We start from the raw sequence: 24,113 nt of genomic DNA, 5'->3' as shown, positions 1-24,113 counted from the left end.
CGTGGCCCGCCTTGTGCTGTACTGCACCTTTGCCGCGGGTTTCCCCTCGTTTTTCATGGAAGGAGCAGCGATGGACATCGGATTTATCGGTCTTGGCGAAATGGGCGGCGCGATGGTCGGCAATCTGCTGAAGGCGGGCCACTCGGTGCGCGTGTGGAACCGCACGGCCGCGAAGGCGCAGGCGCTGGCCGACGCGGGCGCGCGCATCGTCGGAACGCCGGGCGAGGCATTTGCCGGCGACGCCGCGTTCTCGATGCTCGCCGACGACGCCGCGCTGCGCGAGGTCATCGACGCGACGCTGCTCGATCACGCGCCACAGGGCCTCGTGCACGTGAACATGGCGACCATTTCCGTCGCGCTGGCCGAAGCGCTTGCGCAGGCCCATGCCGGGCGTGGCCTGCACTACGTGGCGGCGCCGGTGCTCGGGCGCCCGGACGCCGCGCAGGCGGCGAAGCTCACGATCATGGCGGCAGGGGCGGCCGAGGCGATCGACCGCGTGCAGCCGCTGTTCGACGTGATCGGCCAGAAAACGTGGCGCGTCGGCGCCGTGCCGCAGCAGGCGAACGTGATGAAACTTGCCGCGAACTTCATGCTGGCTGCGGCCGTCGAGTCGCTCGGCGAGGCCGCGGCGCTGCTCGACGGCTACGGCGTCGCGATGCGCGACTTCCTCGACGTCGTGACGGGCGGCCCGCTTCCGGGCCCGGTGTATGCAGGCTACGGCGGCATGATCGCGCAGCGGCGCTACGAACCCGCGCTCTTCAAGGCGCGCCTCGGCCTGAAGGACGTGCGGCTCGCGCTGGCCGCGGCCGACGCCGCCGCGACGCCGATGCCGCTCGCGAGCGTGCTGCGCGACAGCCTGCTCGAAGCCGTCGCCCACGGCGACGGCGACTCCGATTTCGCCGTGCTTGGCAAGGTGGCCGCGCGGCGCGCGGGCCGCGCCTGACGAGTCTGCGTGAAATGAAGGGGCGCAATGAGGCGCGGCGAACGTTCGGGGGCGTTTTGCGATCAAAATCTTCAGACGACCGCGCGGTGACGCACAAAGACCCGGCGTGCGGCTGAGCACAATGTGACGCATCTCGATGGATGGCGGCCGGGTTGGCGGCGCCGCCCGCGATGTGGGGACGGGGAACCGATGACGACGACAGGGCACGCACCGGATCCAACGGGAGATCCGGCTGTGAGGCCATTTTCAGGGTAGGAGAACGGCGGATGGAGACGCGCATCCTGATCGCCGATAACGACGAGAAGTCGCTGGACGGGCTCAGCACCTTGCTGACCGATCTCGGCTACGGCGTATCTGTGGCCCGCACGCTCGACGAGGCACGCGATCTTGCCGCGCGCGGGGCGCCCGACGTGGCGATCGTGGCGCTTTCGCTCGCGCAGGACGAGCCCGGAGCGATCGTGCGGGAATTGCGCGCGGTCGGCGGCGAGCGCGTGCCGCTCCTGATCGCGCTCGCAGGCTGGGGGGAATCGCGCCACCGCGACGAGGCGCTTGCGGCGGGCTTCGACGTGCATCTCGTGCGGCCTGTGGGGCTCGATCAGCTGGTGTTCATCCTGTCGATGACAGGGTAATGACGAACGTGTTGTTGCTGCGCAACATTCAGGGTGCGCACTACTTTACATGTTGCATTGCATCACGCTAGTCGATATACTGCTTCTTGTCTCCTCCATGTCTCCTCTGATATGGATTCAGCCCGCCAAACATTGGCGGGCTTTTTTTCGTCTGCAGGTTTTGCATTGGCGCAAGGCGAGGACGAAGGGCGTAAAAAAACCGGCTCAGCGAGCCGGTTTTTTGTTTGCGCGGCGAGTCTCGCTGCCTCAGGCATGCAGGCCGGTATTCTCAGCCGCGCCAATCGCGAGATTCATGCACTGGATCGCCGCGCCCGAGGCGCCCTTGCCCAGGTTGTCGAGGCGCGCGACGGTGACGAACTGCTCGTCGTTGCCGAACACGAACAGATCGACACGGTTCGTGTCGTTGTTCGCCTGAACGTCGAACATGCCGGCGTCGAGGTTTTCATCGGCGTTGAACGGCGCCACGCGCACGAACGCCTCGCCCGCGTAGTACTCGGCGAAGAGCGCCTGCAGGTCCTGCGGCTTGGCGCCGCGCGTGAGCTGCTTCGGCGAAAAATAGGTCGTGACCGCGAGGCCCTTGTAGAACGGCCCGACGATCGGCGTGAACACCGGCGCCGACTTCAGGCCGCCGTGCACCGCCATTTCCGGCAAATGCTTGTGCGTGAGGCCGAGCGCGTACGGGCGCGGGCTCGCGAGCTTCGCGTTGCCGCCCGCTTCGTACTCCGCAATCATCTTCTTGCCGCCGCCGCTGTAGCCCGTGAGCGAGTAGCTGTGCGCGGCGAAATCCGGCGCAACGAGGCCCGCTTCGACGAGCGGACGCATGGCAAGAATGAACGCCGATGCGTGACAGCCGGGCACGGCGATGCGCTTCGACTGGCGCACCTTGTCGCGTTGGGCTTTGGTCAGCTCGGGCAGGCCGTAGGCCCAGTCGGCCTGGGTGCGGAAGGCCGTGCTCGCGTCGATCAGCACGGTGCGATCGTTTTCGACGAGCGAGGCCGACTCGCGCGAGGCCACGTCGGGCAGGCACAGGAACGTCACGTCCGAAGTGTTGATGAGACGGCGGCGTTCTTCGACGTCCTTGCGCTTCGCATCGTCGATACGCAGGATCTCGACGTCGGTGCGCGGCGACAGGTATTCAAAAATCTTCAGGCCGGTCGTGCCTTCCTGTCCGTCGACAAAAACTTTCGTGCTCATCTCAGTCTCTCTGAACGCAGGGGATTGGGGGGCGCCATCACCCAAGGCGGTGCTGGAACGGTATTTTAAGACGTCATGCGGACGCGCGTGTGAACGCGTCCGGAAAAAAATCGGGGCTTACCCGTAAGCGCTCAGACACTCGCCGTGCGCAACCGCTCCCGCTCAGCGGCCGTACGTCACGGTGATCTGCGCGCTTCCAAGCGTCGAGCCGCTGATCTCGCGATCGAACAGCGCTGCCGGGCGGCCTTGTGCGAGCGGGAGCGTCTCGACGTTCAGCGCGTACACGGTGACGACGTAGCGATGGGGATTGCCCGGCGGCGGGCACGGGCCTCCATAGCCGTCGATGTTGAAGTCGTTGCGCGCCTCGATCGCGCCGAGCTTGCGCAGCGCGCCCGTGGCGCTGGCGTTCTCCGGCAGGCTCGTCACGCGTGCTGGAATATTCGCGACGGCCCAGTGCCACCAGCCACGTCCCGGCGCGTCGCGATCGAAGATCGTAATGGCAAAACTGCGCGTAGCGGCAGGAGCATTGCGCCAGGTCAAACTGGGTGACTGGTTCGGTCCATTGCAGCCCGCATCGTTGAAGACCTGGCGCGGGCCGATTTTTCCGCCGTCACTGAAATCGGCGCTCGATACCGCGAATTTTTCGCCTGCGCAGGCCAGGCTGGTTGTCGCCACAACACTGGCCATCGCCAAGGCCGCGCATAGGGATGCACGGCGGGATGCACGGCGCATGCAAGCTGGCTCAAAGTCATAGGGAGTACGCATCAGCGAGTTCTCCTGCATGTTTGTGAAATTCGGGACACGTTGTCCTGAAGGAAAGTTTGGAATTGTTCCCTGGTCCGAATTTGATCCAATATAGCGGTATAAGCGAGCGAGCTTTCGCCTGCGCGCGTAGCAAGCCGTGCAGGAGGATTCCGCTATAGTTGTAGATTCTCCTGCTCGGGCAACTGGCGCGTCGGAGGCCGGAAACAAGAAGCAATATGTGAACTGGCCGCGCGGGAGAAATAAGCAGGTTTGCCTACACGGAGGGCTAATGCAGCAACCAATCAGGGTCGTAGTCGCCGACGATCATCCGGTGATCTTGTTTGGTGCGGAACATGCACTGCTCAACTTTCCCGGCATCCAGGTCGTTGGCCGCGCCCGCCAGTCCACCGAACTCGTCAAGGCGTTGCAAACCGGTCCCTGCGACGTGCTGGTGACCGACCTTGCCATGCCGGGCGGCCAGTACGGCGACGGATTGCCGCTCATCGGCTACCTGCGGCGCAACTTCCCGAACGTTCCCATCGTCGTCCTCACGATGCTCGAAAATCCCGCGCTGCTCAAACGCCTCGGCGAACTCGGCGTGTTCGCGGTGGTGCACAAATCCGACGACCTGAGCCACATCGGCCTCGCGGTGCAGCATGTGAGCCGCAATCTCGAATATATGAGCCCACAGGTGAAGACTGCGCTCGATCAATTGCGCATCAATAGCGGCGGGAAAACCGATGAAGTCATTCTCTCAAAGCGAGAACTCGAAGTCGTGCGGCTCTTTGTTTCGGGCATGACGATTAAAGAAATATCCGAGAAGCTGAACCGCAGTATTAAGACAATTAGTACTCAGAAGAACACGGCGATGCGCAAGCTCGGACTCGATCGAGACTCCGAACTGTTCCAGTACGCGCAGAGCAATGGCTTGCTCAATCTTTCCTCGTATACGCCCGATGTGCCCGAAGCGGGCGGCGAGGCAGAAACGGCGCGTTGATCCTGCCGCGCTGCACACGAGCCGCACCCGCTTTACACCGCTACGCCAGCCAGAAAAAAAGGCCATCTGCCCAGAGGCAGATGGCCTTTTTGACATGCGCTCGCGCGCGTGCGGCTAGTGCGCTTACTGCGGTGCCGACGTTGCGCCGCCGTGCGCAGCCGACCACTCGGCCGGTGCGTGCAGGAATTTCTCGACTTCGTCGAGCGTCTTCGTTTCGAAGTAGCCCGATTCCTTGGCGACGCGCAGCACGTCCCACCACGTGGCGAGCGCGTGCAGGTCGACGTCGATGTCCTTCAGGACCGAGACGCTTTCCTTGAAGATGTTGTAGTGGAACAGCACGAAGCAGTGGTTCACCTGCGCGCCGGCCGTGCGCAGCGCGTTGATGAAGTTGATCTTGCTGCGGCTGTCGGTGGTCAGGTCTTCGACGAGCAGCACGCGCTGGCCTTCGGTGAGCAGACCCTCGATCTGCGCGTTGCGGCCGAAACCCTTCGGCTTCTTGCGCACGTACTGCATGGGCACCATCAGGCGGTCGGAGAGCCATGCCGCGAACGGGATGCCCGCGGTTTCGCCGCCGGCCACGGCGTCGATCTGCTCGTAGCCGACGTCGCGCAGGATCGTGGCTTCGGCCATTTCCATCAGGCCGCGGCGCACGCGCGGATACGAGATCAGCTTGCGGCAGTCGATGTAGACCGGGCTCGCCCAGCCGGAAGTGAAGATGAAGGGCTTTTCGGCGTTGAAGTGCACGGCCTTCACTTCGAGCAGCATTTTCGCGGTTGCGTCCGAGATCGTCTGGCGATCGTAGCCTGTCATGGGCGAATCCTTGGATATGAGTGCGGGAGGAGGGTGGGCGCGTGGCCCGGTGGCGCTGGCACGGCGGGCGCGAAGCGTGGCTTCGGCGCCTGCGGTGCGCGGCCCGAAAGGCGTGGATCGTCTGACCTTGCTCACTGCATGGGTCAAGGCGACTCGCCCGGTCCGGACGGCTTCTCTTGCGCGCGTAGGCCGGTATTTTACCCGACTTGACGATCGCCGACGAGTCGCACGGGCAAGCGCCGGCAGCGATGTGGGGCGCGAACGCCGGCGGCGCTGCGCTACGCGCGGTCGGCGTCGCGGTTGTGACGGCCCGGCCCCGCCTTTACACTCACGCCGGTTTGCGCTCCCCATGCGCGCACGTTTCCCAGGATTGCCCCTATGACCGCCGTTTCTACCAACCCGGCCGCCGCCACGCGCGGCCACGCCATGCGTGCGCTAGTCGCCTCGGTGCTCGGCTACGCCATGGACGGCTTCGATCTGCTGATGCTCGGCTTCATGCTGCCCGCGATCAGCGCCGATCTGCATCTGTCCGGTGCGCAGGCGGGCGCGCTCGTCACCTGGACGCTCGTCGGCGCGGTGGCGGGCGGTATCGGGTTCGGGCTGTTGAGCGATCGCTACGGCCGCGTGCGCGTGCTCACGTGGACCATTCTGCTGTTCGCCGTCTTCACCGGCATGTGCGCGCTGGCGCGCGGCTACGGCGACCTGCTCGTCTATCGCACGATCGCGGGCATCGGGCTGGGCGGCGAGTTCGGCATCGGCATGACGCTCGTTGCCGAGGCGTGGCCCGCGCAGCTGCGCGCGCGGGCGTCGTCGTATGTCGGGCTCGGCTGGCAGCTCGGCGTGCTGGCCGCGGCGCTGCTCACGCCGCTGCTGCTCCCGCCGATCGGCTGGCGCGGCATGTTCGCCATCGGGCTGCTGCCGGCGGTCGTCTCGTTCGTGGTGCGGCGGCGCGTGGAGGAGCCCGAGCTTTTCGTCGCGCATGCGCGGCGCATGGCCGCTGCCGCCAGGGCCGAGCGCCCCCGCGCGCTGCGCATGCTCGTGGCCGATGCGCGTACCGCGCGCGCGAGCCTCGGCGTGGCCGTGCTCTGCTCGGTGCAGAACTTCGGCTATTACGGGCTGATGATCTGGTTGCCCGCGTATCTTTCGAAGTCCTTCGGCTATTCGCTCACGAAGTCGGGGGTGTGGACTGCCGCGACGGTTGCCGGCATGGCGCTCGGCATCTGGCTGTTCGGCATCGCGGCCGACCGGTTCGGCCGCCGGCCCGCGTTTCTGTTCTATCAGGCGGGCGCCGTAGTCATGGTGTTCGTCTATGCGCAGCTTTCCTCGCCGTTCGCGCTGTTGATCGGCGGCGCGGCAATGGGCGTGTTCGTCAACGGCATGATCGGCGGCTACGGCGCGCTCATCTCCGAGCTGTATCCCACCGCGGCACGCGCCACCGCGCAGAACGTGCTGTTCAACATCGGCCGCGCCGTGGGCGGCTTCGGGCCGCTCGCCGTGGGGGCGCTGGCCGCGCGCTATTCCTTCACGGCGGCGCTCGGCATGCTCGCCGCCATCTACGTGCTCGACATCCTCGCGACCCTCTTCCTGATTCCCGAACGCCGCGGCGCGGCGCTCGAATAAGCAACGCGCATCGGTCAGACGAAAGCGCCGCCGCACGAACCCACACTATCGGCTGCGCGAATTCCCGGTATCAGTCTTTGACCCACGTGGACGCGAACGGCGCCAGGTGTACACTAATCGGCCCTGCTGGAACGCTCGTGCCGTGCGAACCGGCGGGCCTACGACCATAAAAGATTCTCTCTCTCACGTCTCTCACGTCCAGGCAGGCCTGAAAATGGATGAACAACTGAAGCAAAGCGCGCTCGCGTATCACCAGAATCCGAGGCCCGGCAAGATCTCGGTCACACCGACCAAACCGCTCTCGAACCAGCTCGATCTTTCGCTCGCTTATTCGCCCGGCGTTGCGGCTGCATGCATGGCGATTCACGAAGAACCGCTCGATGCACAGAAGTACACCTCGCGCGCCAACCTCGTCGGCGTCGTGACGAACGGCACGGCCGTGCTCGGCCTCGGCAATATCGGCCCGCTCGCGGCCAAGCCGGTGATGGAAGGCAAGGGCTGCCTTTTCAAGAAGTTCGCCGGCATCGACGTGTTCGACATCGAACTCGACGAAACCGACCCGGACAAGCTCGTCGAAGCCATCGCAATGCTCGAGCCCACGCTCGGCGGCATCAACCTCGAAGACATCAAGGCGCCCGAGTGCTTCTACATTGAGAAGAAGCTGCGCGAGCGCATGAAGATTCCGGTCTTCCACGACGATCAGCACGGCACGGCCATCATCGCTTCAGCGGCGATTCTCAACGGCCTGAAAGTGGTCGAGAAGAAACTCGATGAAGTGAAACTCGTGTGCTCGGGTGCGGGCGCAGCGGCGATCGCGTGTCTGGACCTGCTCGTGAAGCTCGGTCTGAAGAAAGAGAACATCCTCGTCACCGACTCGAAGGGTGTGATCTACGAAGGCCGCGGCAATCTCGATCCGTCGAAGGCGCGTTACGCCGCCAACACCGAAGCGCGCACGCTCGGCGACGCGATCAAGGCCGCCGACGTATTCCTCGGCTGCTCGAGCGCCGGCGTGCTCAAGGCCGAGATGGTCAAGGAGATGGGCGACAAGCCGCTGATCCTCGCACTCGCGAACCCGGAGCCGGAAATCCGCCCGGAAGAAGCGAAGAAGGTGCGCCCGGACGCGATCATCGCCACGGGCCGTTCGGACTATCCGAACCAGGTCAACAACGTGCTGTGCTTCCCGTTCATCTTCCGCGGCGCGCTGGACGTGGGCGCGACGACCATCACGGAAGAGATGAAGCTCGCGTGCGTGCGCGCGATCGCGGAGCTGGCCGAGGAAACCGATCAGGGCGACGAAGTGGCGAAGGCCTATGAAGGCCACACGCTCGAATTCGGCCCGGAGTACCTGATTCCGAAGCCTTTCGACCCGCGCCTCATCATCAAGATCGCGCCGGCCGTGGCGCAGGCCGCGATGGACTCGGGCGTGGCCACGCGTCCGATCCAGGACATGGATGCCTACCGCGAGCAGCTCGGCGCGACGGTCTACCGCTCGGGCATGGTGATGCGTCCGGTGTTCGCGGCGGCGAAGGCCAACTGCGCGCGCATCGTGTTCGCCGAAGGCGAAGACGAGCGCGTGCTGCGCGCCGCGCAGTTCGTGCTCAACGAGAAGATCGCCAGGCCGATCATCGTGGGCCGCCCATCGGTCGTGGAAATGCGCCTGAAGAAGATGGGCTCGAAGCTGCGTCCGGGCACCGACTTCGAGATCGTCGATCCCGAAGACGATCCGCGCTTCCAGAAGAGCTGGCAGGCGTACCACGAACTGGGCGCGCGTCAGGGCATCACGCCCGACGTGGCGAAGGCTTCGGTGCGCAAGTTCAACACGCTGATCGGCGCGATCCTCGTGCACCTCGGCGACGCCGACGGCATGATCTGCGGCCTGCTCAACAGCTTCGACTACCACCTCAAGTTCGTCGATCAGGTGTTCGGCAAGGCGAAGGAAGCCGAGAACTACGCCGCGATGAACCTGCTGATGCTGCCGGGCCGCAACATCTTCATCAGCGACACCTACGTGAACGAAGTGCCGAGCGCCGAGCAGCTCGCCGACATGACGATCCTCGCCGCGCGCGAAATCGAGAAGTTCGGCATTACGCCGAAGGTCGCGCTGCTGTCGTCGTCGAACTTCGGCAGCGTGCGTTCGTCGACGTCGCAGCGCATGCAGGCCGCGCGCGAGCTGATCGCCGTGCGCGATCCGCAGCTCGAAGTGGACGGCGAAATGCACGGCGACGCGGCGCTCTCCGAGCTGATCCGCAAGCAGTCGTTCCCGGGCACGACGCTCACGGGCGAAGCGAACCTGCTGATCATGCCGAACGTGGAGGCGGCCAACATCGCCTACAACCTGCTGAAGGTGATCGGCGGCGAAGGCGTGACGGTCGGCCCGTTCCTGCTCGGCGCGTCGAAGCCGGTGCACATCCTCACGCCGGCGGCCACCGTGCGACGCATCATCAACATGACGGCGGTGGCTTCGGCCAACGCGAACGTGGCGAAGGCGGCGGCGAAGTAAATCGCGTCGGCGTGAATCGCCTGATGTGAAAAGGGCGCTCCGTGTTGCACGGAGCGCCCTTTGCTTTTACCGCCTCGAATCAGGCGAGCGTCAAGCCGCGTGCCGCGCCGCACCGTTTTCCGGCGAGCGCCACTTCGCGAGCAACGTGGCCCACTTCGCGCGCGCGGCCTTGAGGTTGTTCTCCTTGATATGGCCGTAACCGCGAATCGCGTCGGGCAGGTTCGCGAGTTCCAGCGCGAGCGGCAGATTCGCTTCGCTCAAACCGCCGATCACCTCGCGCATCAGCGTTTCATACTCGCCGATCAATGCGCGTTCGTGACGGCGTTCCTCGGTGCGGCCGAACGGGTCGAGCGCCGTGCCGCGCAGGAACCTGAACTTCGCGAGCATGCGCATGGCCGTGAGCATGCGCGGGCCATACTGCTTCTTCACGAGCTGGCCTTTGTCGTCATGCTTCGCGAACGAGGGCGGCGCGAGATGGAAGTTCACCGTCCAGTCGCCTTCGAAGCTCGCCTTGATCTTCTCGATGAACGCCGGGTCCGCGTAGAGGCGCGCGACCTCGTACTCGTCCTTGTACGCCATCAGCTTGTGCAGATTCTTGGCCACCGCTTCGGTGAGCGGAGACTGGCCGTCCACATGCTCGAGCTTCGCTTCGGCCTGGCGCACGCTTTCGACGAACGCGCGATAACGCCGCGCGTATGCCGCGCTCTGATACGCGGCGAGATACTGCGCGCGCTTTTCGATCAGCGTGTCGAGCGCCCTGGGCGTGTGCAGCGAGACGATCTTCGCGCCGGCCGCGTCGGCGTTCTGCTCGGCCATCGGCTTCTTCACGAGCTGATCCACGGCGGCGCGATCGTGCGCCACGCGGCGGCCCCATTCGAATGCCGCAAGATTCTTCTCGACCTGCACCGCGTTCAACTCGATCGCGCGCGCGAGCGACTCGTGCGTGAGCGGCAACCAGCCCTTTTGCCACGCGTAGCCGAGCACGAACGGGTTCGTGTAGATCGCGTCGCCGAGCAGCGCGAGCGCGTAGCGGTTCGCATCGACGGTCGCGACGTGGTCCGTGCCCGCTGCGGCGCGCACATCGGCTTCGGTGTTGGAGCCCGGGAACTGCCACTGCGGATTCTTGATGAACTCGGCAGTCGGCGTGGGCGCGCTGTTGAGCACCACGTGCGTCATGCCCTCCTGCATGCGCGAGATGCAGTCGTCGCCGGCCGTCACGATGGCGTCGCAGCCGATCACGAGGTTCGCCTCGCCCATGGCGATGCGCGTGGCGTGGATGTCGCCGGGGCGGTTGGCGATCTGTACGTGGCTCATCACCGCGCCGCCCTTTTGCGCGAGGCCGGTCACGTCGAGCACGGTCACGCCCTTGGATTCGAGGTGCGCGGCCATGCCGAGCAGCGCGCCGATCGTCACCACGCCGGTGCCGCCCACGCCCGTCACGAGCACACCGTAGGGGCGGTCGATGGCGGGCACGTCGGGCGTCGGGACGGTCGGCATCGCTTCGTTCGCGACGCTGCTCGTCTTCGGCTTGCGTAGCTGGCCGCCTTCCACCGTCACGAAACTCGGGCAGAAGCCCTTCAGGCACGAGAAGTCCTTGTTGCAGGTGGACTGGTTGATCTGACGCTTCGTGCCGTACTCCGTATCGAGCGGCTCGACGCTCAGGCAGTTCGACTGCACCGAGCAATCGCCGCAGCCTTCGCACACGGCCTCGTTGATGACGACGCGCTTCGCCGGGTCGGGATAGGTGCCGCGCTTGCGGCGGCGGCGCTTTTCGGTGGCGCAGGTCTGGTCGTAGATCAGGATCGTCGTGCCGGGAACCTCGCGCAGTTCGCGCTGGATCGCATCGAGCTGGTCGCGGTGGTGGATCGTCACGCCCGGCGCGAGCTTAGTGGCGGGTTCACCTTCGTACTTTTCGGGTTCGTCGGTGACGATCACGATCTTCGCCGCGCCTTCGGCGGCGACCTGATGCGTGATCTGCGGCACGGTGAGCGTGCCGTCGACCGGCTGGCCGCCCGTCATCGCGACCGCATCGTTATAGAGAATCTTGTAGGTGATGTTCGCCTTCGAGGCGATCGCCGCGCGGATGGCGAGCAGGCCCGAGTGGAAATAGGTGCCGTCGCCGAGGTTGGCGAACACGTGCTTGTCGTTCGTGAACGGCGCCTGGCCGACCCACGCCACGCCTTCGCCGCCCATCTGGCTGAAGGTGCTCGTGCTGCGGTCCATCCAGACGGTCATGTAGTGGCAGCCGATGCCGGCCATCGCGCGCGAGCCCTCGGGCACGTTCGTCGACGTGTTGTGCGGGCAGCCCGAGCAGAACCACGGCTTGCGCTCCGCCTGCACGCGCGGCTTCGCGAGCGCCTTTTCCTTGGCCTCGATCACGCTCATGCGCGCGGCGATACGCGCGCGCACGTCCGAGGGCAATTCGAACTTGTCGAGCCGCGTGGAAATGGCTCGCGCAATGATCGCGGGCGACAGCTCGTAGTGCGCGGGCAGCAGCCAGTTGCCCATCGGCACCGACCACTCGCCGCCCGCGCCGTCCTTTTCGTCGAACTTGCCGTACACGCGCGGACGCTGTGCGTCGGGCCAGTTGTACAGCTCTTCCTTGATCGCGTATTCGAGAATCTGGCGCTTTTCCTCGACCACGAGAATCTCTTCGAGGCCGCGTGCAAACGCGTGCGCGCCCTGCGCTTCGAGCGGCCACACGCAGCCGACCTTGTAGAGCCGGACACCGATGCGCGAGCAGGTTTCGTCGTCGAGGCCGAGGTCGGTGAGCGCCTGGCGCACGTCCAGATACGCCTTGCCGCCCGTGATGATGCCAAAGCGCGCATGCGGCGAATCGATCTCGATGCGGTCGAGCTTGTTGGCGCGCACGTAGGCGAGCCCCGCGTACCACTTATAGTCGAGCAGACGCGCTTCCTGCACGAGCGGCGGATCGGGCCAGCGAATGTTCAGGCCGCCCTCGGGCATCGCGAAGTCTTCGGGGAGGATGATGTTCGTGCGATGCGGGTCGAGTTCGACCGATGCCGACGATTCCACCACATCGGTCACGCATTTCATCGCGACCCAGAGGCCCGAGTAGCGGCTCATCGCCCAGCCGTGCAGGCCGAAGTCGAGATATTCCTGCACGTTCGAGGGGAACAGCACGGGCAGGCCGCAGGCCTTGAAGACGTGCTCCGACTGGTGCGCGAGCGTGGACGACTTGGCCGCATGGTCGTCGCCGGCAAGCACGAGCACGCCGCCGTGCGGCGACGAGCCGGCGGAATTGCCGTGCTTGAACACGTCGCCGCTGCGGTCGACGCCCGGTCCCTTGCCGTACCACATCGAAAACACGCCGTCGTATTTCGCGGACGGGTACAGGTTCACCTGCTGCGAGCCCCACACGGCGGTCGCGGCGAGGTCTTCGTTCACGCCTGGCTGAAAAACGATCTGATGTGCGGCGAGATGCTGCTTCGCCTTCCAGAGGGACTGATCGAGGCCACCGAGCGGCGAGCCACGATAGCCGGAGATGAACCCCGCGGTATTGAGACCGGCGGCCTTGTCGCGCTCCTGCTGCAGCATCGGCAGGCGGACCAGCGCCTGGATGCCGCTCATGTACGCGCGGCCGCGTTCGAGGGTGTATTTATCGTCGAGCGTGACGGAAGCGAGTGCGGCTTCGAGCGAAGCGCGCTGACCTGCGTCTAGCGGGGCATTCATTATGTGTCTTCCTCCATCCAACCAATCCGTTGTGGGATCGCCAGAACTGCAGGGCCTCGGCATCTTGTGAATGCTCTGGCCGGGGTCGCCATATTGGCTTCTTTCTTTCGATAGTAGCACTCGGATAAACCCGCCGCTTCGAGGCTCCGAGCGCCGCGCCGCACTGCGTTGCAGGTTTCGGGCCTGTGGCGCCGTGTCGCGCAAACGGCCTGAAACCCCCGTGTAATAACGGATGTATCGAATTCCTCAGAGGAGTAACAACGTGTAAAACTTGCACTACCTGGGAACCGGACTTGAATATCCTGTCTAACTCCCTCATCTGTGCGAACCGCGCAGCTTCCCTGGCTGTTAACAGTTATTAAAAGGGGCACTACTGCAACAGGCAGTCTAAAAAAGGAGTCCAGCATGAATAATCGACATATCCAGACCTTCCTGACGGTCTCGGCTGCGTTCTTTGCCATGAGCGCGCCACTGCATTCGAACGCCAGCACGAAGAGCGGCGAGAGTGCGACGACTCGATGCGCCCAGTACACGCTGAGCATGAAGGCTGATACGAACGCCATGCCGGCCACGAAGGCCGAACGCAAATCCTGATGCCGCGCTGATCCGCGCAGCATTCCATTCACCGAATCCGGCGCCGGGGTGTGCGGCGGCGGATTCAAAAGTCAAAAAGGGCGAAGATCGTGCGATCTTCGCCCTTTTTGTTTGTCATTGGCCGAATTTATCGGCGCGAGTGCGTCATGCCTTGTCCTGCACCACGCCGCGGCGGATCTGGTCGAGTTCGATCGATTCGAACAGCGCCTTGAAGTTGCCCTCGCCGAAGCCCTGGTTGCCCTTGCGCTGGATGATCTCGAAGAAGATCGGGCCGATCTGGTTCTCCGTGAAGATCTGCAGCAGCAGGTCTTCGGGCATGCCGTCGATCAGGATCTTGCGCTTCTTGAGTTCTTCGAGCGGCTCGGTGTGGCCCGGAATGCGGCGGTTCACGAGCTCGTAGTATGTGTCGATCGTGTCGAGCAGCGCGATTTCGCTGGCGCGCAGGCCATCCACGGTGCGGTATATGTCGTTCGTGCCGAGCGCGATGTGCTGGATGCCTTCGCCGTGATAGGCGTCGAGGTATTCCTGGATCTGGCCTGCCGTCTCGCCGCCTTCCTCGTTGATCGGGATGCGGATCTTGCCGCAGGGCGAGGTCATCGCCTTCGACTTCACGCCGGTGACCTTGCCTTCGATGTCGAAGTAGCGGATTTCGCGGAAGTTGAAGAGGCGCTCGTAGAACTCGGCCCATTCGTTCATGCGGCCGCGATGGACGTTGTGCGTGAGGTGGTCGATATAGGTGAGACCGTGACCCACCGGGTTCTGTTCGGCGCCCGCGATCGGCTCGAAGTCGACGTCGTAGATGCTGATGTCGCCAATGCTGCCCGGCGCCGCGCCGTTCTTGCCGCGCCAGCGGTCGACGAAATAGATCAGCGAGTCGCCAATGCCCTTGATGGCAGGAATGTTCAGCTCCATCGGGCCGGTCTTGTTGTCGAAGCCCCACGCGCCGAGTTCGAGCGCGTGCTTGTAGGCCTTGGCGGCGTCCTGCACGCGGAAGGCGATCGCGCAGATCGACGGGCCGTGCAGGCGCGCAAAGCGCTGGGCGAACGAATCGGGTTCGCCGTTGACGATGAAGTTGATGTCGCCCTGGCGATACAGCGTCACGTCCTTGTGGCGATGCCGCGCGATGGCCGTGAAGCCCATGCGTTCGAACAGTTTGCCGAGCGCCTTGGGGTCCGGTGCGGTGTATTCGATGAATTCGAAGCCGTCGGTGCCGACGGGGTTCTCCCAGTTGGGGACCTGCATGGTTGTCTCCTGACTGATGTAGATCAGATTTCGTGTTGCACAGTGTAGTCCGCCGTATTGGGAGAAAACTTGCGAGTTGGGTCGCGTTACCGTCGATTTGCGCTATAAACTGCCTTGAATGAATGTTTGAAAGGCAGAAAATGGCAAGCATCGAATTGGACGCAATCGACAGGCGCATCCTGGCGATCCTTCAGGAGAATGGCCGGCTCTCGAACCAGGAGATCGCCGAGCGCGTGAATCTCTCGCCGAGCCCGTGTTTGCGACGCATCCGGCGGCTGGAGGAAAGCGGCGTGATTCGCAGCTACGTGGCGCTGCTCGATGCGCAGAAACTGGGGCTCGACCTGCTCGCCTATGTGAACGTGCGGCTGGAAAAGCGTGGGCCGACCGCGGCCGGGCGCGAAGGGGTGACGCATGCCGAGCTGTTTCGTGTGGCGGTGCAGACCTGGCCTGAGGTGGTGGCCTGCCACGCGATGACGGGTGACATGGACTTCCTGCTGCGTGTGCAGGTGGAGGACATGGCGCACTTCTCGCGCTTCGTACAGGACCAGTTGCTGCACCATCCTTCGGTGATCGACGTGAAATCCAGCTTTTCGCTCGACACGTTCAAGGAAACGACGGCTTTGCCGATCCGCTGACTGCGCGGCGCCGTAACGCAGACGCAAAAAAAGCGGCCGAAGCCGCTTTTTCAATGCATCAGTCTGTCCCGAAGGGCAGGAGTCACGCCGCGACAGCCTGCGGCAGGATCGTTTCCATCAGCTTGCTGGCCTGGCGCGCCTGACGCTTGAGCGCGTAGTCGAACACGGCGGCTTGTTCCTGGAGCATTTCGGCGATGATGCTGCTCTGGTCGGCCGGCTCGAGCGAGAGATAGGCGTCGGCTTCGCCGTAGGCGTACTCGATCTTCATGCCCGACTTCTTCGCGATGTGCATCATCGTCGAGTTGCGCGACAGGCAGTGCATGTAGAGCGTGGTGACGTGCGTGTTGCGGCTGCGGATGGCAGCGCGCTCGAACAGCTTCGAGCCAATGCCCTGGCCGCGCGCGCTTTCCTGCACGGACACGCCGAACTCGGCCGTGCGGCCGTTGCCGTCCGCCGGGAGGTAGGCCAGATGACCGACGCCCACGAGTTGCAGTTGATGGTCGAACACGCCGAACACGGTGTCGCGCGTGAAGTCCATCGAGCGCACGTACTTTTCGATCACGTGGTCCGGCGCGGCCTGGCCGAAGCGCAGCAGACGGTCATCGCTGTCGAGCGAGAGGAAGTGCGCGAGCAGGCGTTCGCGGTCTGCCGAGGTAAGTACTCGCACCATGACGGGCGCATGTCCGGACGTCAGCGGACGAGCGGATGAAATGATCGGCACGTTGGCTTGGGTCGAAAGCGGGTTCATGGTGGGTTCTCCTTAAAATGCATGCCGCATGATGCAGCGCAAAACGCATTCTAGCGGAAACCCTGGGTGCGCTCTAGGGAAAACCCGGAGTGCAAATTTGAGTGTTGCGCCTAATTAATAAAAATATAAGCGCAACCGATTGATTATTAACGTTTATTCGTAGCGGGTCGTTTGACGGGTCAACTGTTGCCCTGACGCATCATGTCGCACTGCAGCAATCTGGCCCGAAAATTTCTACCGTCCGGAGCACCGTCCGGGCGTCCTTCAGGCGCCCTTCAGACCATGATCGACCATGGCGATCACCTGCTCGGCGAAGTCGCGATAGCCCATGCGCCCGCCGGGCTTGAGCCAAGTAAACGTCCAGTTGATCATGCCGAACACCATCATCGTCAGCGCGGTCTGGTTTTCGTTCGTGACCTGGCCCGGATACGCGCGCGCGAGTTGGCGCGTGAAGGCGGCGACCACGTCGCGCTGGCGATTCAGGATGATCTCGCGTTGGGCGTCGACGAGGTATTTGACGTCGTTCAGGAGCGCCACGTGGCGGCTGTGCGAGGTTTCGTATTCGGCGAGAAACGCGCGAATCAGCTCGGCGAAGCTCTCGCGCTCGTCGTGACCGCGCCGCTGGCTCGCGCCTTCCACCTCCGCGATGATCAGCATGAGCCGCTTGGTGTAGCGATCGAGCAGGTCGAAGAGGATCGCTTCCTTGCTCTCGTAATAGTGATAGAGCCGCGCCTTCGAGGTGCCGCTGGCGGCCGCGAGGTCCGACATCGAGGTGCTCGGGTAGCTCGTTTGCGCGAATTTGGCGGCGGCGAGCTCGAGGATCTGGTCGCGTTGGGTTTCGTGGTCGGGCGCTCGGGTGCGTGCCATGGGAGTTCAGCGGGGGAGGGAAAGGTGCGCGGCGGTTTGCGGCAGCGGCGGACGCGCGGCGCGCGCGGCAGCGGCGAGCGGGGCACAGGCGGCGCACATGTCGTCGCGCAGACGCAGTTCTTCGGCCGCGCACAGCTCGCGCAGGCGCCACAGCACGACGGGCTCGCCAACCGTGAAGCCGGCGCCGCCCCGCGTGAGTGCTGCGCCGAGCACGTCGCTGGCGAGCCAGGATGCGCCCGCCGGGCGGTCTTCATGGGCGTCGAGCACGTCGAGGATCATGGCGTCGAGGTCGCTCCACGTGCCGCTGGTGAAGGTGTTGTCGCGCCAGCGGCGCGTCTCGCCGTTGGCGAACTTGGCTTCCTGCCACTCCAGCGCGAGACGCGTGATGCGCAGCACCGAGATCGGCGCGGCGTCGGGCAAGCGCGCCTCGATGCGGGCTGCGGCGTCCGGGCCCGAAATTTCGTCGGCAGTCAGGCGCACTTCGTTCAGGCGCTGCGGGACGTCGCGCAAGCGGTAGCAGACACGCCGCAGCGCGAGCTGGTGGGCGGCGTCGTGCGTGTGCCAGATCACTACGTGGGCGTCGTCGGCTTCGAGCGTACCCAACGCCGCGCAGTCGTCGTGGGCGAGGGTTGGCGGCGCATCGCTCAGGCGCTCCCAGAAGGCGGCGCGTTGCGCCACGCCTGGGTCGCCCGCCACGTCGATGTCGCGCAACGGGCCTACCGTCAGATCATCGCGCAGGGCGATCACGCGGTCAGGACGGCCTGCCGCTTCGAGAGCCTGACGTAGTGCCGTCACGGCCGGCTCGCCGTAAATGAGGTGAATCGTGGTCATCGACAACTCGTTGCGTTCACGCTGAACGCCCTGTAAGCCCGAAAGCACGCAAATAACAAAAGGAGCCGCCCGCGGGTGTCGCAGCGCTGCGCTGCAACACCCGCGGGCGGCCCCTAGTGTAAGCGGATCGCCTGCGGGCCGAAAGCGTGCTGTTGCTCTAACGCCTTAACGTTCGTCGAAACTCACGACCACCCGCTCGCTCACCGGATGGCACTGGCAGGTGAGCACGAAGCCGTCCTTCACTTCCTGCTCCTCGAGCGTGTAGTTCTTGTCCATCTTCACCTCGCCTTCGAGCACCTTGGCGCGGCAAGTGCAGCACACGCCGCCCTTGCACGCGTAAGGCAGCGCCAGACCCGCCTTCAGGCCGACGTCGAGCAGGCTCACGCCCTCGTACGGCAGGCGCATCTTGCGCTTCTTGCCGTCGATGACGATTTCGAGGTCGGCGGCCGGCGTGTTTTCGGTGATCTCGACGTTCGGCACACCCGCCTGCGGCAGCGGCGAGCCGAAGCGCTCCACGTGCACCTTCTGCGGCGGCACGCCCGCGTCCTTGAACGCGGCTTCGGCGGCGTCCATCATCGGGCCGGGGCCGCAGATGAAGGCTTCGTCGATCTCGTCGGCGGGCAGCAGCGTTTCGAGGAACGCCGCGCACTTGGCCTGATCGAGCACGCCGTTGAAGAGCTCGACGTCCTGCAGGTCGTCCGAAAGCACGTGGTAGAGGCGGAAGCGGCTCATGAAGCGGTTCTTCAGGTCTTCCAGCTCTTCGGCGAACATGATCGCGTCGACGCTGCGGTTGCCGTACACGAGCGTGAACGCGCTGCGCGGCTCCGTTTCGAGCGTCGTCTTGATGATCGCGAGCACGGGCGTGATGCCCGAGCCGCCCGAGAATGCCACGTAATGCTTGCCGTGCTCGGCGTTCAGGTGCGTGAAGAAGCGGCCATCGGGCGTCATCACGTCGATCTCGTGGCCGGGCGCGAGCTGCTCGAACGCGAAGTTCGAGAAACGCCCGCCGCGCACGCGCTTGATGCCGATGCGCAGCTCGCCGTCGCGGTCGTAGTCGGTCACGCCCACGCAGATCGAGTACGAACGGCGCGTTTCCTCACCGTCGATGTGCGTCTTGAGCGTGACGAACTGCCCCTGGGTGAAGCGAAATGCCTCGCGCAGCTCGGGCGGGACTTCGAAAGCGACAGAGACCGCGTCCGCGGTTTCGGGCCGCACTTCGCGGATGCGCAGCGAATGGAATTGCGGAGTGGCCATATCAGTACGGTTTGAAGTAGTCGAAGGGTTCGCGGCAGTCGATGCAGCGGTAGAGCGCCTTGCAAGCGGTCGAGCCGAACTGCGCGAGGCGTTCGGTGTGCTGCGAGCCGCAGTGCGGGCAGGCGGGCGCGGGCAACGGCTTCGGTTTCGCGATGAAGGTGATCGGCTGTTCGGCCGATTGAGGCGCGGAGCCGCAGTTGCCCGTGGGCGGCGCGATGCCATAGGCGCGCAGCTTCTCGCGCGCTTCGTCGGTGATCCAGTCGGTGGTCCACGCGGGCGTCAGGGTCGTCGCGATGCGGTAGGGCGTGAGTGCGGCGGCGTCGAGCGCGTGCGCGACGTCCTCCGCGATCTGCGACATCGCCGGGCAGCCGGAGTAGGTGGGCGTGATGACCACTTCGATCTGGCCGTCGTCGGCGCGGCGCACGTCGCGCAGAATGCCCAGTTCGCGGATCGACACGACCGGAATCTCCGGATCGGGCACCGATTCCAGCACTTCCCAGGCGCGTTCGAGCGCGTGATCTGCCGTTGCTTGCATCGTGACTTCCTCTGTTCCTGCGGGGATGCTTACCAGCGCGCGTCCGGGTGCTGGCGCGCGAGGCTCTGCATCTCGGCGAGCACGAAACCCATGTGCTCCGAGTGCTCGCCGTGCTTGCCGGTCGTGATGTGGAACACCTGCTCTGGCAGCGTAAGCGTGGCTTCTTCGAGCGCGGCTTCCACGTCGGCGCGCCACGCGGCTTCGAACTGCGCCGTTAGAGGTGCGATGCCGGCTTCGGCCACGGCCGTTTCCACGGCGTCGGTGCTGAAGAACTCGCGCGTGTACGGCATCAGCCAGTCGAGTGCTGCCTGGGCGCGGCGGTGCGATTCATCGGTGCCGTCGCCGAAACGGATCAGCCACTCGCGCGCATGGTGCACGTGGTAGCGCGTTTCCTTGATCGAGCGCTCGGCGATCGCGGCCAGTTGCGGGTCGGCGGAGCGCAGCAGCGCGGTCCACAGATGCTCCATCAGCGTGGCGTAGAGGAAGTTGCGCACGATCGTTACGGCGTAGTCGTTGGCCGAATGCGTCGTGCCGGCGAGCGGGCCGAAGTGCGGCAGCTCCGCGAGCGTGTAGTTCGCAAATTCGCGCTCGGCGCGGAAGTAGGCGTAGTCGTCCTCGGTGCGCTCGCGGCCGGTGAGCGCCTTTTCGAGCGTGGCGGCATGCGTGTAGAGCAGGCGCGCCTGACCGATCAGGTCCAGGCTCATGTTGGCGAGCGCGATGTCTTCTTCGAGGATCGGGCCGTGGCCGCACCATTCCGAATTGCGCTGACCGAGGATCAGCGCCGTATCGGCGAGGCGCAGCACGTACGCGAGTTGTTCAGGCGTGGGCGTCGTCATGTTGCGCTCTTACATGTGGTTGACTTCGTCGGGCAGCGTGTAGAACGTCGGGTGGCGATAGATCTTGTCGCCGGCCGGCTCGAAGAGCTCGGCCTTTTCGTTCGGATCCGATGCCGTGATTGCCGACGACGGCACCACCCAGATGCTCACGCCTTCCTGGCGGCGCGTGTAGACGTCGCGCGCCATGCGCAGCGCCATCGAGGCGTCAGAGGCGTGCAGGCTGCCACAGTGCTTGTGGTCGAGGCCCTGCTTGCTGCGCACGAACACTTCCCAGATCGGCCATTCCTTGTTCATCGTGGATCTCCTTCCTTCCTGATTCATGTATGAGGTGTGCTCAAGCGGCGTGCTTTTCGGCGCGCTGACGCTGCTTTTCGGCATGGGCGAGGGCGGCTTCGCGCACCCACGCGCCTTCGTTGTGCGCTTTCACGCGCGTACCGAGACGCTCGCGGTTGCACGGGCCGTCGCCGTTCACGACGCGCCAGAATTCTTCCCAGTCGATCGTGCCGTAGTCGTAGTGGCCGCGCGCTTCGTTCCATTTCAGATCGGCGTCAGGCAGCGTCACGCCCAGCACCTTGGCCTGCTCGACCGTGGCATCGACGAACTTCTGGCGCAGATCGTCGTTCGAGATGCGCTTGATGCCCCATTTGGCCGACTGGTTGCTGTGGACCGAATCGGCGTCGCTCGGGCCGAACATCATCAGCACCGGCCACCACCAGCGGTTCACGGCCTGTTGGACGAGTTCGCGCTGCGCGTCGGTGCCGCTCATCATGGCGAGCAGGGCGTCGAAGCCCTGACGCTGGTGGAACGACTCTTCCTTGCAGATGCGGATCATGGCGCGCGCGTACGGACCGTACGTGCAGCGGCACAGCGGAATCTGGTTCATGATCGCCGCGCCGTCCACGAGCCAGCCGATCACGCCGACATCGGCCCACGTGGGCGTCGGGTAATTGAAGATGCTCGAATACTTGGCGTTGCCGGCGTGCAGGGCGTCGACGAGCTGGTCGCGCGAAACGCCGAGCGTTTCCGCCGCGCTATAGAGATAGAGGCCATGGCCCGCTTCGTCCTGCACCTTGGCGAGCAGGATCGCCTTGCGCTTGAGGCTCGGCGCGCGCGAGATCCAGTTGCCCTCCGGCAGCATGCCGACGATTTCCGAGTGCGCATGCTGCGAGATCTGGCGCACGAGCGTCTTGCGATAGGCTTCGGGCATCCAGTCCTGCGGCTCGATCTTGCCGTCGGCGGCCATGATGGCGTCGAACTGCGCCTGCTCCGGCGAGGTTGCGTCCGCGTCGAGCGGAGCAACGTTGCCGGGGATGTCGAGGGATTGCGTGTACATGGAGACGCTCTCGTCGAAGTTGGGTATGTCGCGCAGTATAAACCAACCGACCGGTCGGTAAATGAATTTTTTGAGGTAGGGCAAAGAAATGTGGACCCACAGCTGAGTTTTAGCGGGGCGGCAGCGGGATTGCCTGGGATTTGTGCGTGGGGCGGCGTGTGCGCGGGCTTTTGCTTGGTTTAGTTTGCTCGACTGTCAGGCGGATGGAAGGCTGTGCATCGGGCCATGGGGCACAATGCGCCTTTGCCTGCACACTCGTTCACGGATGAAGATTTCCTTTGGTCCCCTCGCGGCTGCGGCCGCAATGTTCATTTCACTTGGCGCCGGGTCTCCGGCGTTCGCCGATCAATCCTCGGGCCCCTGGGTTACGAGCTGGGCGACGGCGCTGCAGTCGATTCCCGAGCGCGACGCGCTCCCGGCGCTGTACCGCGCGCCCGAGGTCGCCGGGCGCACCGTTCGGCAAATCGTGTATCCGACGCTGGGCGGCACGGTCGCGCGGGTGCATGTGAGCAACCTCTATGGGCGCACGCCGCTTGTGATCGAGGCAATGGCGATTGCGCCTTCTGCGGGCGGTGCGGTGGCGAGCGAGGCGGGTACGGCGCATGTGACCTTCGGCGGGCGAGCGGCGGTGTCGGTGCCGCCCGGTGCCGCGCTCGACAGCGACCCGGTGCAGATCGATCTGAAGGCGCACGCGCCCTACGCCATCAGTTCCTATATGGGACCTGAGCAAAAGATGGTCGCGTGGCATCGCGTGGCGAGCCAGGTGAATTACGTTTCGCGTCCAGGCAATCACGTCGCGGATCCGTCGATTGGCGCGTTCACCGAGCGCTTTACGCAGTACGCGTGGGTGACGGGGCTGGCGGTCGAGGCGCCGGGGGCGTCGACGGTCGCGGCGATCGGCGACTCCATTACTGACGGCATGCGTTCCTCGCTCAATCAGAACCGTCGCTGGCCGGACGCGTTGGCGCGCCGCATCGCGCAGTCGCAGCGCACGGATCTCGCCGTGATCGATCTCGGGATCAGCGGCAACCGGCTGCTGAGCGATTCGCCTTGCTACGGCGAGGCGCTTGAGCGCCGCTTTGGCCGCGACGTGCTCGGACACCCGGGCGTGAAAACCGTGGTGCTGCTCATCGGCATCAACGACATCAACTTCCAGGCGATGCCGGCGCGATCGGCCCTCGACTGCGACTTTCCTCATACGCACGTGGACGCGAACGACCTGATCGCGGGCTACCGCCGCGTGATCGCGCAGGCGCACGGGCGCGGCGTACGCATCTTCGGCGCGACGCTCACGCCGGCATCGCTGCCGCCGGAGCGCGAGGCGATCCGCACGGCGGTGAACCAGTGGATCCGGACGAGCGGGGCGTTCGACGGCGTGGTCGACTTCGACGCGGCGCTGCGGGATCCGGCGGACCCCGTGCGACTGCGTTATGGCTATGACAGCGGCGACCACATCCATCCAAGCGACGCGGGCTACGCGGCGATGGCGAATGCGGTGCCGCTGGAGGTCCTTACCCGGAAGTGAGGAATATTTTCGCCTCCCCCTTGCACAGTGCCGGCGGGGGCGCTAAGATTCGCCCCCTTCGCAGTTCGATGTCTCAGACGTCAGGGCAGCGAAGGCCGCCGCGGAAACCGGCGGACGCAGGAGTCGGCAGCTTTTTCAAGCGGTGAGCGAAAAAAAGGGGTTGACGAAGCGAAAAGGATTCTTCATAATCTCGCTTCTCTGCTGCTGACGCAGCAACGCAGAAAACGCCGGGTAGTTCGATGGTTTAACGGCGCTTTCGCGATCGATCTTTAAAAATTTACAGCCGATAAGTGTGGGCGCTTGATGCGGTGGCGACCTGATGCCGTTCTTCGGAGCGGAATCCAGGAGCAGCAAAAGTATCAAGAGTCTCACACTAAAGTAAGTCAGGTTTTTGAAGCAATTCAAATTCCTGTCAGCTTTGAGTGAGCGACCGGTTCAAGCAGGCAACTGCAGCGAACCGAAAACAGTAACAGGTATTGAACTGAAGAGTTTGATCCTGGCTCAGATTGAACGCTGGCGGCATGCCTTACACATGCAAGTCGAACGGCAGCGCGGGAGCAATCCTGGCGGCGAGTGGCGAACG

21 protein-coding genes and 1 rRNA gene are annotated in these 24,113 nt (G+C 64.6%); 9 read left to right on the top strand and 13 right to left on the bottom strand.

From position 1 onward, the window contains the following. Positions 1-70: 70 nt before the first annotated feature. Both AB4Y40_RS38355 and AB4Y40_RS38350 read left to right on the top strand, forming a co-directional pair. A complete protein-coding gene (locus tag AB4Y40_RS38355) occupies positions 71-943 on the top strand; it encodes an NAD(P)-dependent oxidoreductase (RefSeq protein ID WP_368692291.1) in 873 nt (290 codons plus the stop codon). A 266-nt stretch (positions 944-1,209) separates the two neighbouring features. Then, a complete protein-coding gene (locus tag AB4Y40_RS38350) occupies positions 1,210-1,572 on the top strand; it encodes a response regulator (RefSeq protein ID WP_368692290.1) in 363 nt (120 codons plus the stop codon). 246 nt (positions 1,573-1,818) lie between these two features. On the opposite strand, the gene argC is transcribed toward AB4Y40_RS38350, so the two are convergent. Together argC and AB4Y40_RS38340 are read right to left on the bottom strand one after the other, a co-directional pair. Beyond that, positions 1,819-2,766 (bottom strand): N-acetyl-gamma-glutamyl-phosphate reductase, encoded by a 948-nt coding sequence (gene argC / locus AB4Y40_RS38345; RefSeq protein ID WP_368692289.1) that lies wholly within the window; start codon positions 2,764-2,766, stop codon positions 1,819-1,821. Positions 2,767-2,928: 162 nt separating this feature from the next. Continuing rightward, a complete protein-coding gene (locus tag AB4Y40_RS38340) occupies positions 2,929-3,453 on the bottom strand; it encodes a YbhB/YbcL family Raf kinase inhibitor-like protein (protein ID WP_368692288.1) in 525 nt (174 codons plus the stop codon). 346 nt (positions 3,454-3,799) lie between these two features. On the opposite strand from AB4Y40_RS38340, the gene AB4Y40_RS38335 reads away from it, so the two are divergent. Beyond that, positions 3,800-4,507: a response regulator gene (locus AB4Y40_RS38335; RefSeq protein WP_368692328.1), complete on the top strand. Its 708-nt coding sequence runs from the start codon at positions 3,800-3,802 to the stop codon at positions 4,505-4,507. A 123-nt stretch (positions 4,508-4,630) separates the two neighbouring features. On the opposite strand, the gene AB4Y40_RS38330 is transcribed toward AB4Y40_RS38335, so the two are convergent. Beyond that, complete coding sequence (locus AB4Y40_RS38330; RefSeq protein ID WP_028203433.1) at positions 4,631-5,317, bottom strand: orotate phosphoribosyltransferase; 687 nt, start codon at positions 5,315-5,317, stop codon at positions 4,631-4,633. A gap of 378 nt (positions 5,318-5,695) precedes the next feature. Between AB4Y40_RS38330 and AB4Y40_RS38325 the strand changes: the two genes are divergently transcribed. After that, positions 5,696-6,937, top strand: coding sequence for an MFS transporter (locus AB4Y40_RS38325; protein ID WP_368692287.1), 1,242 nt, complete (start codon positions 5,696-5,698; stop codon positions 6,935-6,937). A gap of 214 nt (positions 6,938-7,151) precedes the next feature. Next, on the top strand, positions 7,152-9,437 hold the full coding sequence (locus AB4Y40_RS38320) for an NADP-dependent malic enzyme (RefSeq protein ID WP_368692286.1): 2,286 nt from the start codon (positions 7,152-7,154) through the stop codon (positions 9,435-9,437). Between the two features lie 90 nt (positions 9,438-9,527). Here the strand turns inward: AB4Y40_RS38320 and AB4Y40_RS38315 are convergent, their stop codons facing one another. Then, positions 9,528-13,130 (bottom strand): indolepyruvate ferredoxin oxidoreductase family protein, encoded by a 3,603-nt coding sequence (locus AB4Y40_RS38315; protein WP_368692285.1) that lies wholly within the window; start codon positions 13,128-13,130, stop codon positions 9,528-9,530. A 405-nt stretch (positions 13,131-13,535) separates the two neighbouring features. On the opposite strand from AB4Y40_RS38315, the gene AB4Y40_RS38310 reads away from it, so the two are divergent. Next, positions 13,536-13,724: a hypothetical protein gene (locus tag AB4Y40_RS38310; protein WP_201699758.1), complete on the top strand. Its 189-nt coding sequence runs from the start codon at positions 13,536-13,538 to the stop codon at positions 13,722-13,724. 144 nt (positions 13,725-13,868) lie between these two features. On the opposite strand, the gene hppD is transcribed toward AB4Y40_RS38310, so the two are convergent. Beyond that, entirely contained in the window at positions 13,869-14,966 is a 1,098-nt protein-coding gene (gene hppD / locus AB4Y40_RS38305; RefSeq protein ID WP_069264228.1) for a 4-hydroxyphenylpyruvate dioxygenase, read from the bottom strand. Positions 14,967-15,106: 140 nt separating this feature from the next. Between hppD and AB4Y40_RS38300 the strand changes: the two genes are divergently transcribed. Next, on the top strand, positions 15,107-15,601 hold the full coding sequence (locus tag AB4Y40_RS38300; protein WP_368692284.1) for an Lrp/AsnC family transcriptional regulator: 495 nt from the start codon (positions 15,107-15,109) through the stop codon (positions 15,599-15,601). Positions 15,602-15,683: 82 nt separating this feature from the next. Here AB4Y40_RS38300 and AB4Y40_RS38295 read toward each other — a convergent pair whose 3' ends face one another. The 8 genes from AB4Y40_RS38295 to paaA form a co-directional block, all read right to left on the bottom strand. Then, entirely contained in the window at positions 15,684-16,349 is a 666-nt protein-coding gene (locus tag AB4Y40_RS38295) for a GNAT family N-acetyltransferase (RefSeq protein WP_368692283.1), read from the bottom strand. 264 nt (positions 16,350-16,613) lie between these two features. Continuing rightward, a complete protein-coding gene (locus tag AB4Y40_RS38290; RefSeq protein ID WP_342920421.1) occupies positions 16,614-17,216 on the bottom strand; it encodes a TetR/AcrR family transcriptional regulator in 603 nt (200 codons plus the stop codon). 6 nt (positions 17,217-17,222) lie between these two features. After that, on the bottom strand, positions 17,223-18,047 hold the full coding sequence (locus tag AB4Y40_RS38285; RefSeq protein ID WP_368692282.1) for a DUF1835 domain-containing protein: 825 nt from the start codon (positions 18,045-18,047) through the stop codon (positions 17,223-17,225). 165 nt (positions 18,048-18,212) lie between these two features. Beyond that, positions 18,213-19,301, bottom strand: a complete 1,089-nt coding sequence (paaE, locus tag AB4Y40_RS38280; protein ID WP_368692281.1) for a 1,2-phenylacetyl-CoA epoxidase subunit PaaE — start codon at positions 19,299-19,301, stop codon at positions 18,213-18,215. Between the two features lies 1 nt (position 19,302). Further along, positions 19,303-19,836, bottom strand: a complete 534-nt coding sequence (gene paaD, locus AB4Y40_RS38275; protein WP_368692280.1) for a 1,2-phenylacetyl-CoA epoxidase subunit PaaD — start codon at positions 19,834-19,836, stop codon at positions 19,303-19,305. 29 nt (positions 19,837-19,865) lie between these two features. Further along, the gene (paaC, locus tag AB4Y40_RS38270; RefSeq protein ID WP_368692279.1) at positions 19,866-20,672 is read right to left on the bottom strand and encodes a 1,2-phenylacetyl-CoA epoxidase subunit PaaC; all 807 of its coding nucleotides are present in this window, start codon (positions 20,670-20,672) and stop codon (positions 19,866-19,868) included. Between the two features lie 9 nt (positions 20,673-20,681). Beyond that, complete coding sequence (gene paaB / locus AB4Y40_RS38265) at positions 20,682-20,966, bottom strand: 1,2-phenylacetyl-CoA epoxidase subunit PaaB (protein WP_028203445.1); 285 nt, start codon at positions 20,964-20,966, stop codon at positions 20,682-20,684. Between the two features lie 40 nt (positions 20,967-21,006). Beyond that, positions 21,007-22,005: a 1,2-phenylacetyl-CoA epoxidase subunit PaaA gene (gene paaA / locus AB4Y40_RS38260; RefSeq protein WP_368692278.1), complete on the bottom strand. Its 999-nt coding sequence runs from the start codon at positions 22,003-22,005 to the stop codon at positions 21,007-21,009. Between the two features lie 304 nt (positions 22,006-22,309). Here paaA and AB4Y40_RS38255 point away from each other — a divergent pair, with 304 nt between their 5' ends. Both AB4Y40_RS38255 and AB4Y40_RS38250 read left to right on the top strand, forming a co-directional pair. Beyond that, entirely contained in the window at positions 22,310-23,530 is a 1,221-nt protein-coding gene (locus AB4Y40_RS38255; RefSeq protein WP_368692277.1) for an SGNH/GDSL hydrolase family protein, read from the top strand. Between the two features lie 478 nt (positions 23,531-24,008). Further along, positions 24,009-24,113 (top strand): 16S ribosomal RNA (locus AB4Y40_RS38250); the annotation flags it as partial.

Source organism: Paraburkholderia sp. EG287B (assembly GCF_040965595.1).
In the GTDB taxonomy this organism is placed as follows: Bacteria; Pseudomonadota; Gammaproteobacteria; order Burkholderiales; family Burkholderiaceae; genus Paraburkholderia.
The sequence above is the reverse complement of the archived record's forward strand: the minus strand, read 5'-3'. Positions and strand labels throughout refer to the sequence as shown.

Excerpts from the sequence above, each read along its gene's own strand:
- AB4Y40_RS38355 (WP_368692291.1), top strand. The coding sequence starts at position 71 with ATGGACATCGGATTTATCGGTCTTGGCGAAATGGGCGGCGCGATGGTC.
- AB4Y40_RS38350 (WP_368692290.1), top strand. The coding sequence starts at position 1,210 with ATGGAGACGCGCATCCTGATCGCCGATAACGACGAGAAGTCGCTGGAC.
- argC (WP_368692289.1), bottom strand. The coding sequence starts at position 2,766 with ATGAGCACGAAAGTTTTTGTCGACGGACAGGAAGGCACGACCGGCCTG.
- AB4Y40_RS38340 (WP_368692288.1), bottom strand. The coding sequence starts at position 3,453 with ATGGCCAGTGTTGTGGCGACAACCAGCCTGGCCTGCGCAGGCGAAAAA.
- AB4Y40_RS38335 (WP_368692328.1), top strand. The coding sequence starts at position 3,800 with ATGCAGCAACCAATCAGGGTCGTAGTCGCCGACGATCATCCGGTGATC.
- AB4Y40_RS38330 (WP_028203433.1), bottom strand. The coding sequence starts at position 5,317 with ATGACAGGCTACGATCGCCAGACGATCTCGGACGCAACCGCGAAAATG.
- AB4Y40_RS38325 (WP_368692287.1), top strand. The coding sequence starts at position 5,696 with ATGACCGCCGTTTCTACCAACCCGGCCGCCGCCACGCGCGGCCACGCC.
- AB4Y40_RS38320 (WP_368692286.1), top strand. The coding sequence starts at position 7,152 with ATGGATGAACAACTGAAGCAAAGCGCGCTCGCGTATCACCAGAATCCG.
- AB4Y40_RS38315 (WP_368692285.1), bottom strand. The coding sequence starts at position 13,130 with ATGAATGCCCCGCTAGACGCAGGTCAGCGCGCTTCGCTCGAAGCCGCA.
- AB4Y40_RS38310 (WP_201699758.1), top strand. The coding sequence starts at position 13,536 with ATGAATAATCGACATATCCAGACCTTCCTGACGGTCTCGGCTGCGTTC.
- hppD (WP_069264228.1), bottom strand. The coding sequence starts at position 14,966 with ATGCAGGTCCCCAACTGGGAGAACCCCGTCGGCACCGACGGCTTCGAA.
- AB4Y40_RS38300 (WP_368692284.1), top strand. The coding sequence starts at position 15,107 with ATGGCAAGCATCGAATTGGACGCAATCGACAGGCGCATCCTGGCGATC.
- AB4Y40_RS38295 (WP_368692283.1), bottom strand. The coding sequence starts at position 16,349 with ATGAACCCGCTTTCGACCCAAGCCAACGTGCCGATCATTTCATCCGCT.
- AB4Y40_RS38290 (WP_342920421.1), bottom strand. The coding sequence starts at position 17,216 with ATGGCACGCACCCGAGCGCCCGACCACGAAACCCAACGCGACCAGATC.
- AB4Y40_RS38285 (WP_368692282.1), bottom strand. The coding sequence starts at position 18,047 with ATGACCACGATTCACCTCATTTACGGCGAGCCGGCCGTGACGGCACTA.
- paaE (WP_368692281.1), bottom strand. The coding sequence starts at position 19,301 with ATGGCCACTCCGCAATTCCATTCGCTGCGCATCCGCGAAGTGCGGCCC.
- paaD (WP_368692280.1), bottom strand. The coding sequence starts at position 19,836 with ATGCAAGCAACGGCAGATCACGCGCTCGAACGCGCCTGGGAAGTGCTG.
- paaC (WP_368692279.1), bottom strand. The coding sequence starts at position 20,672 with ATGACGACGCCCACGCCTGAACAACTCGCGTACGTGCTGCGCCTCGCC.
- paaB (WP_028203445.1), bottom strand. The coding sequence starts at position 20,966 with ATGAACAAGGAATGGCCGATCTGGGAAGTGTTCGTGCGCAGCAAGCAG.
- paaA (WP_368692278.1), bottom strand. The coding sequence starts at position 22,005 with ATGTACACGCAATCCCTCGACATCCCCGGCAACGTTGCTCCGCTCGAC.
- AB4Y40_RS38255 (WP_368692277.1), top strand. The coding sequence starts at position 22,310 with ATGTTCATTTCACTTGGCGCCGGGTCTCCGGCGTTCGCCGATCAATCC.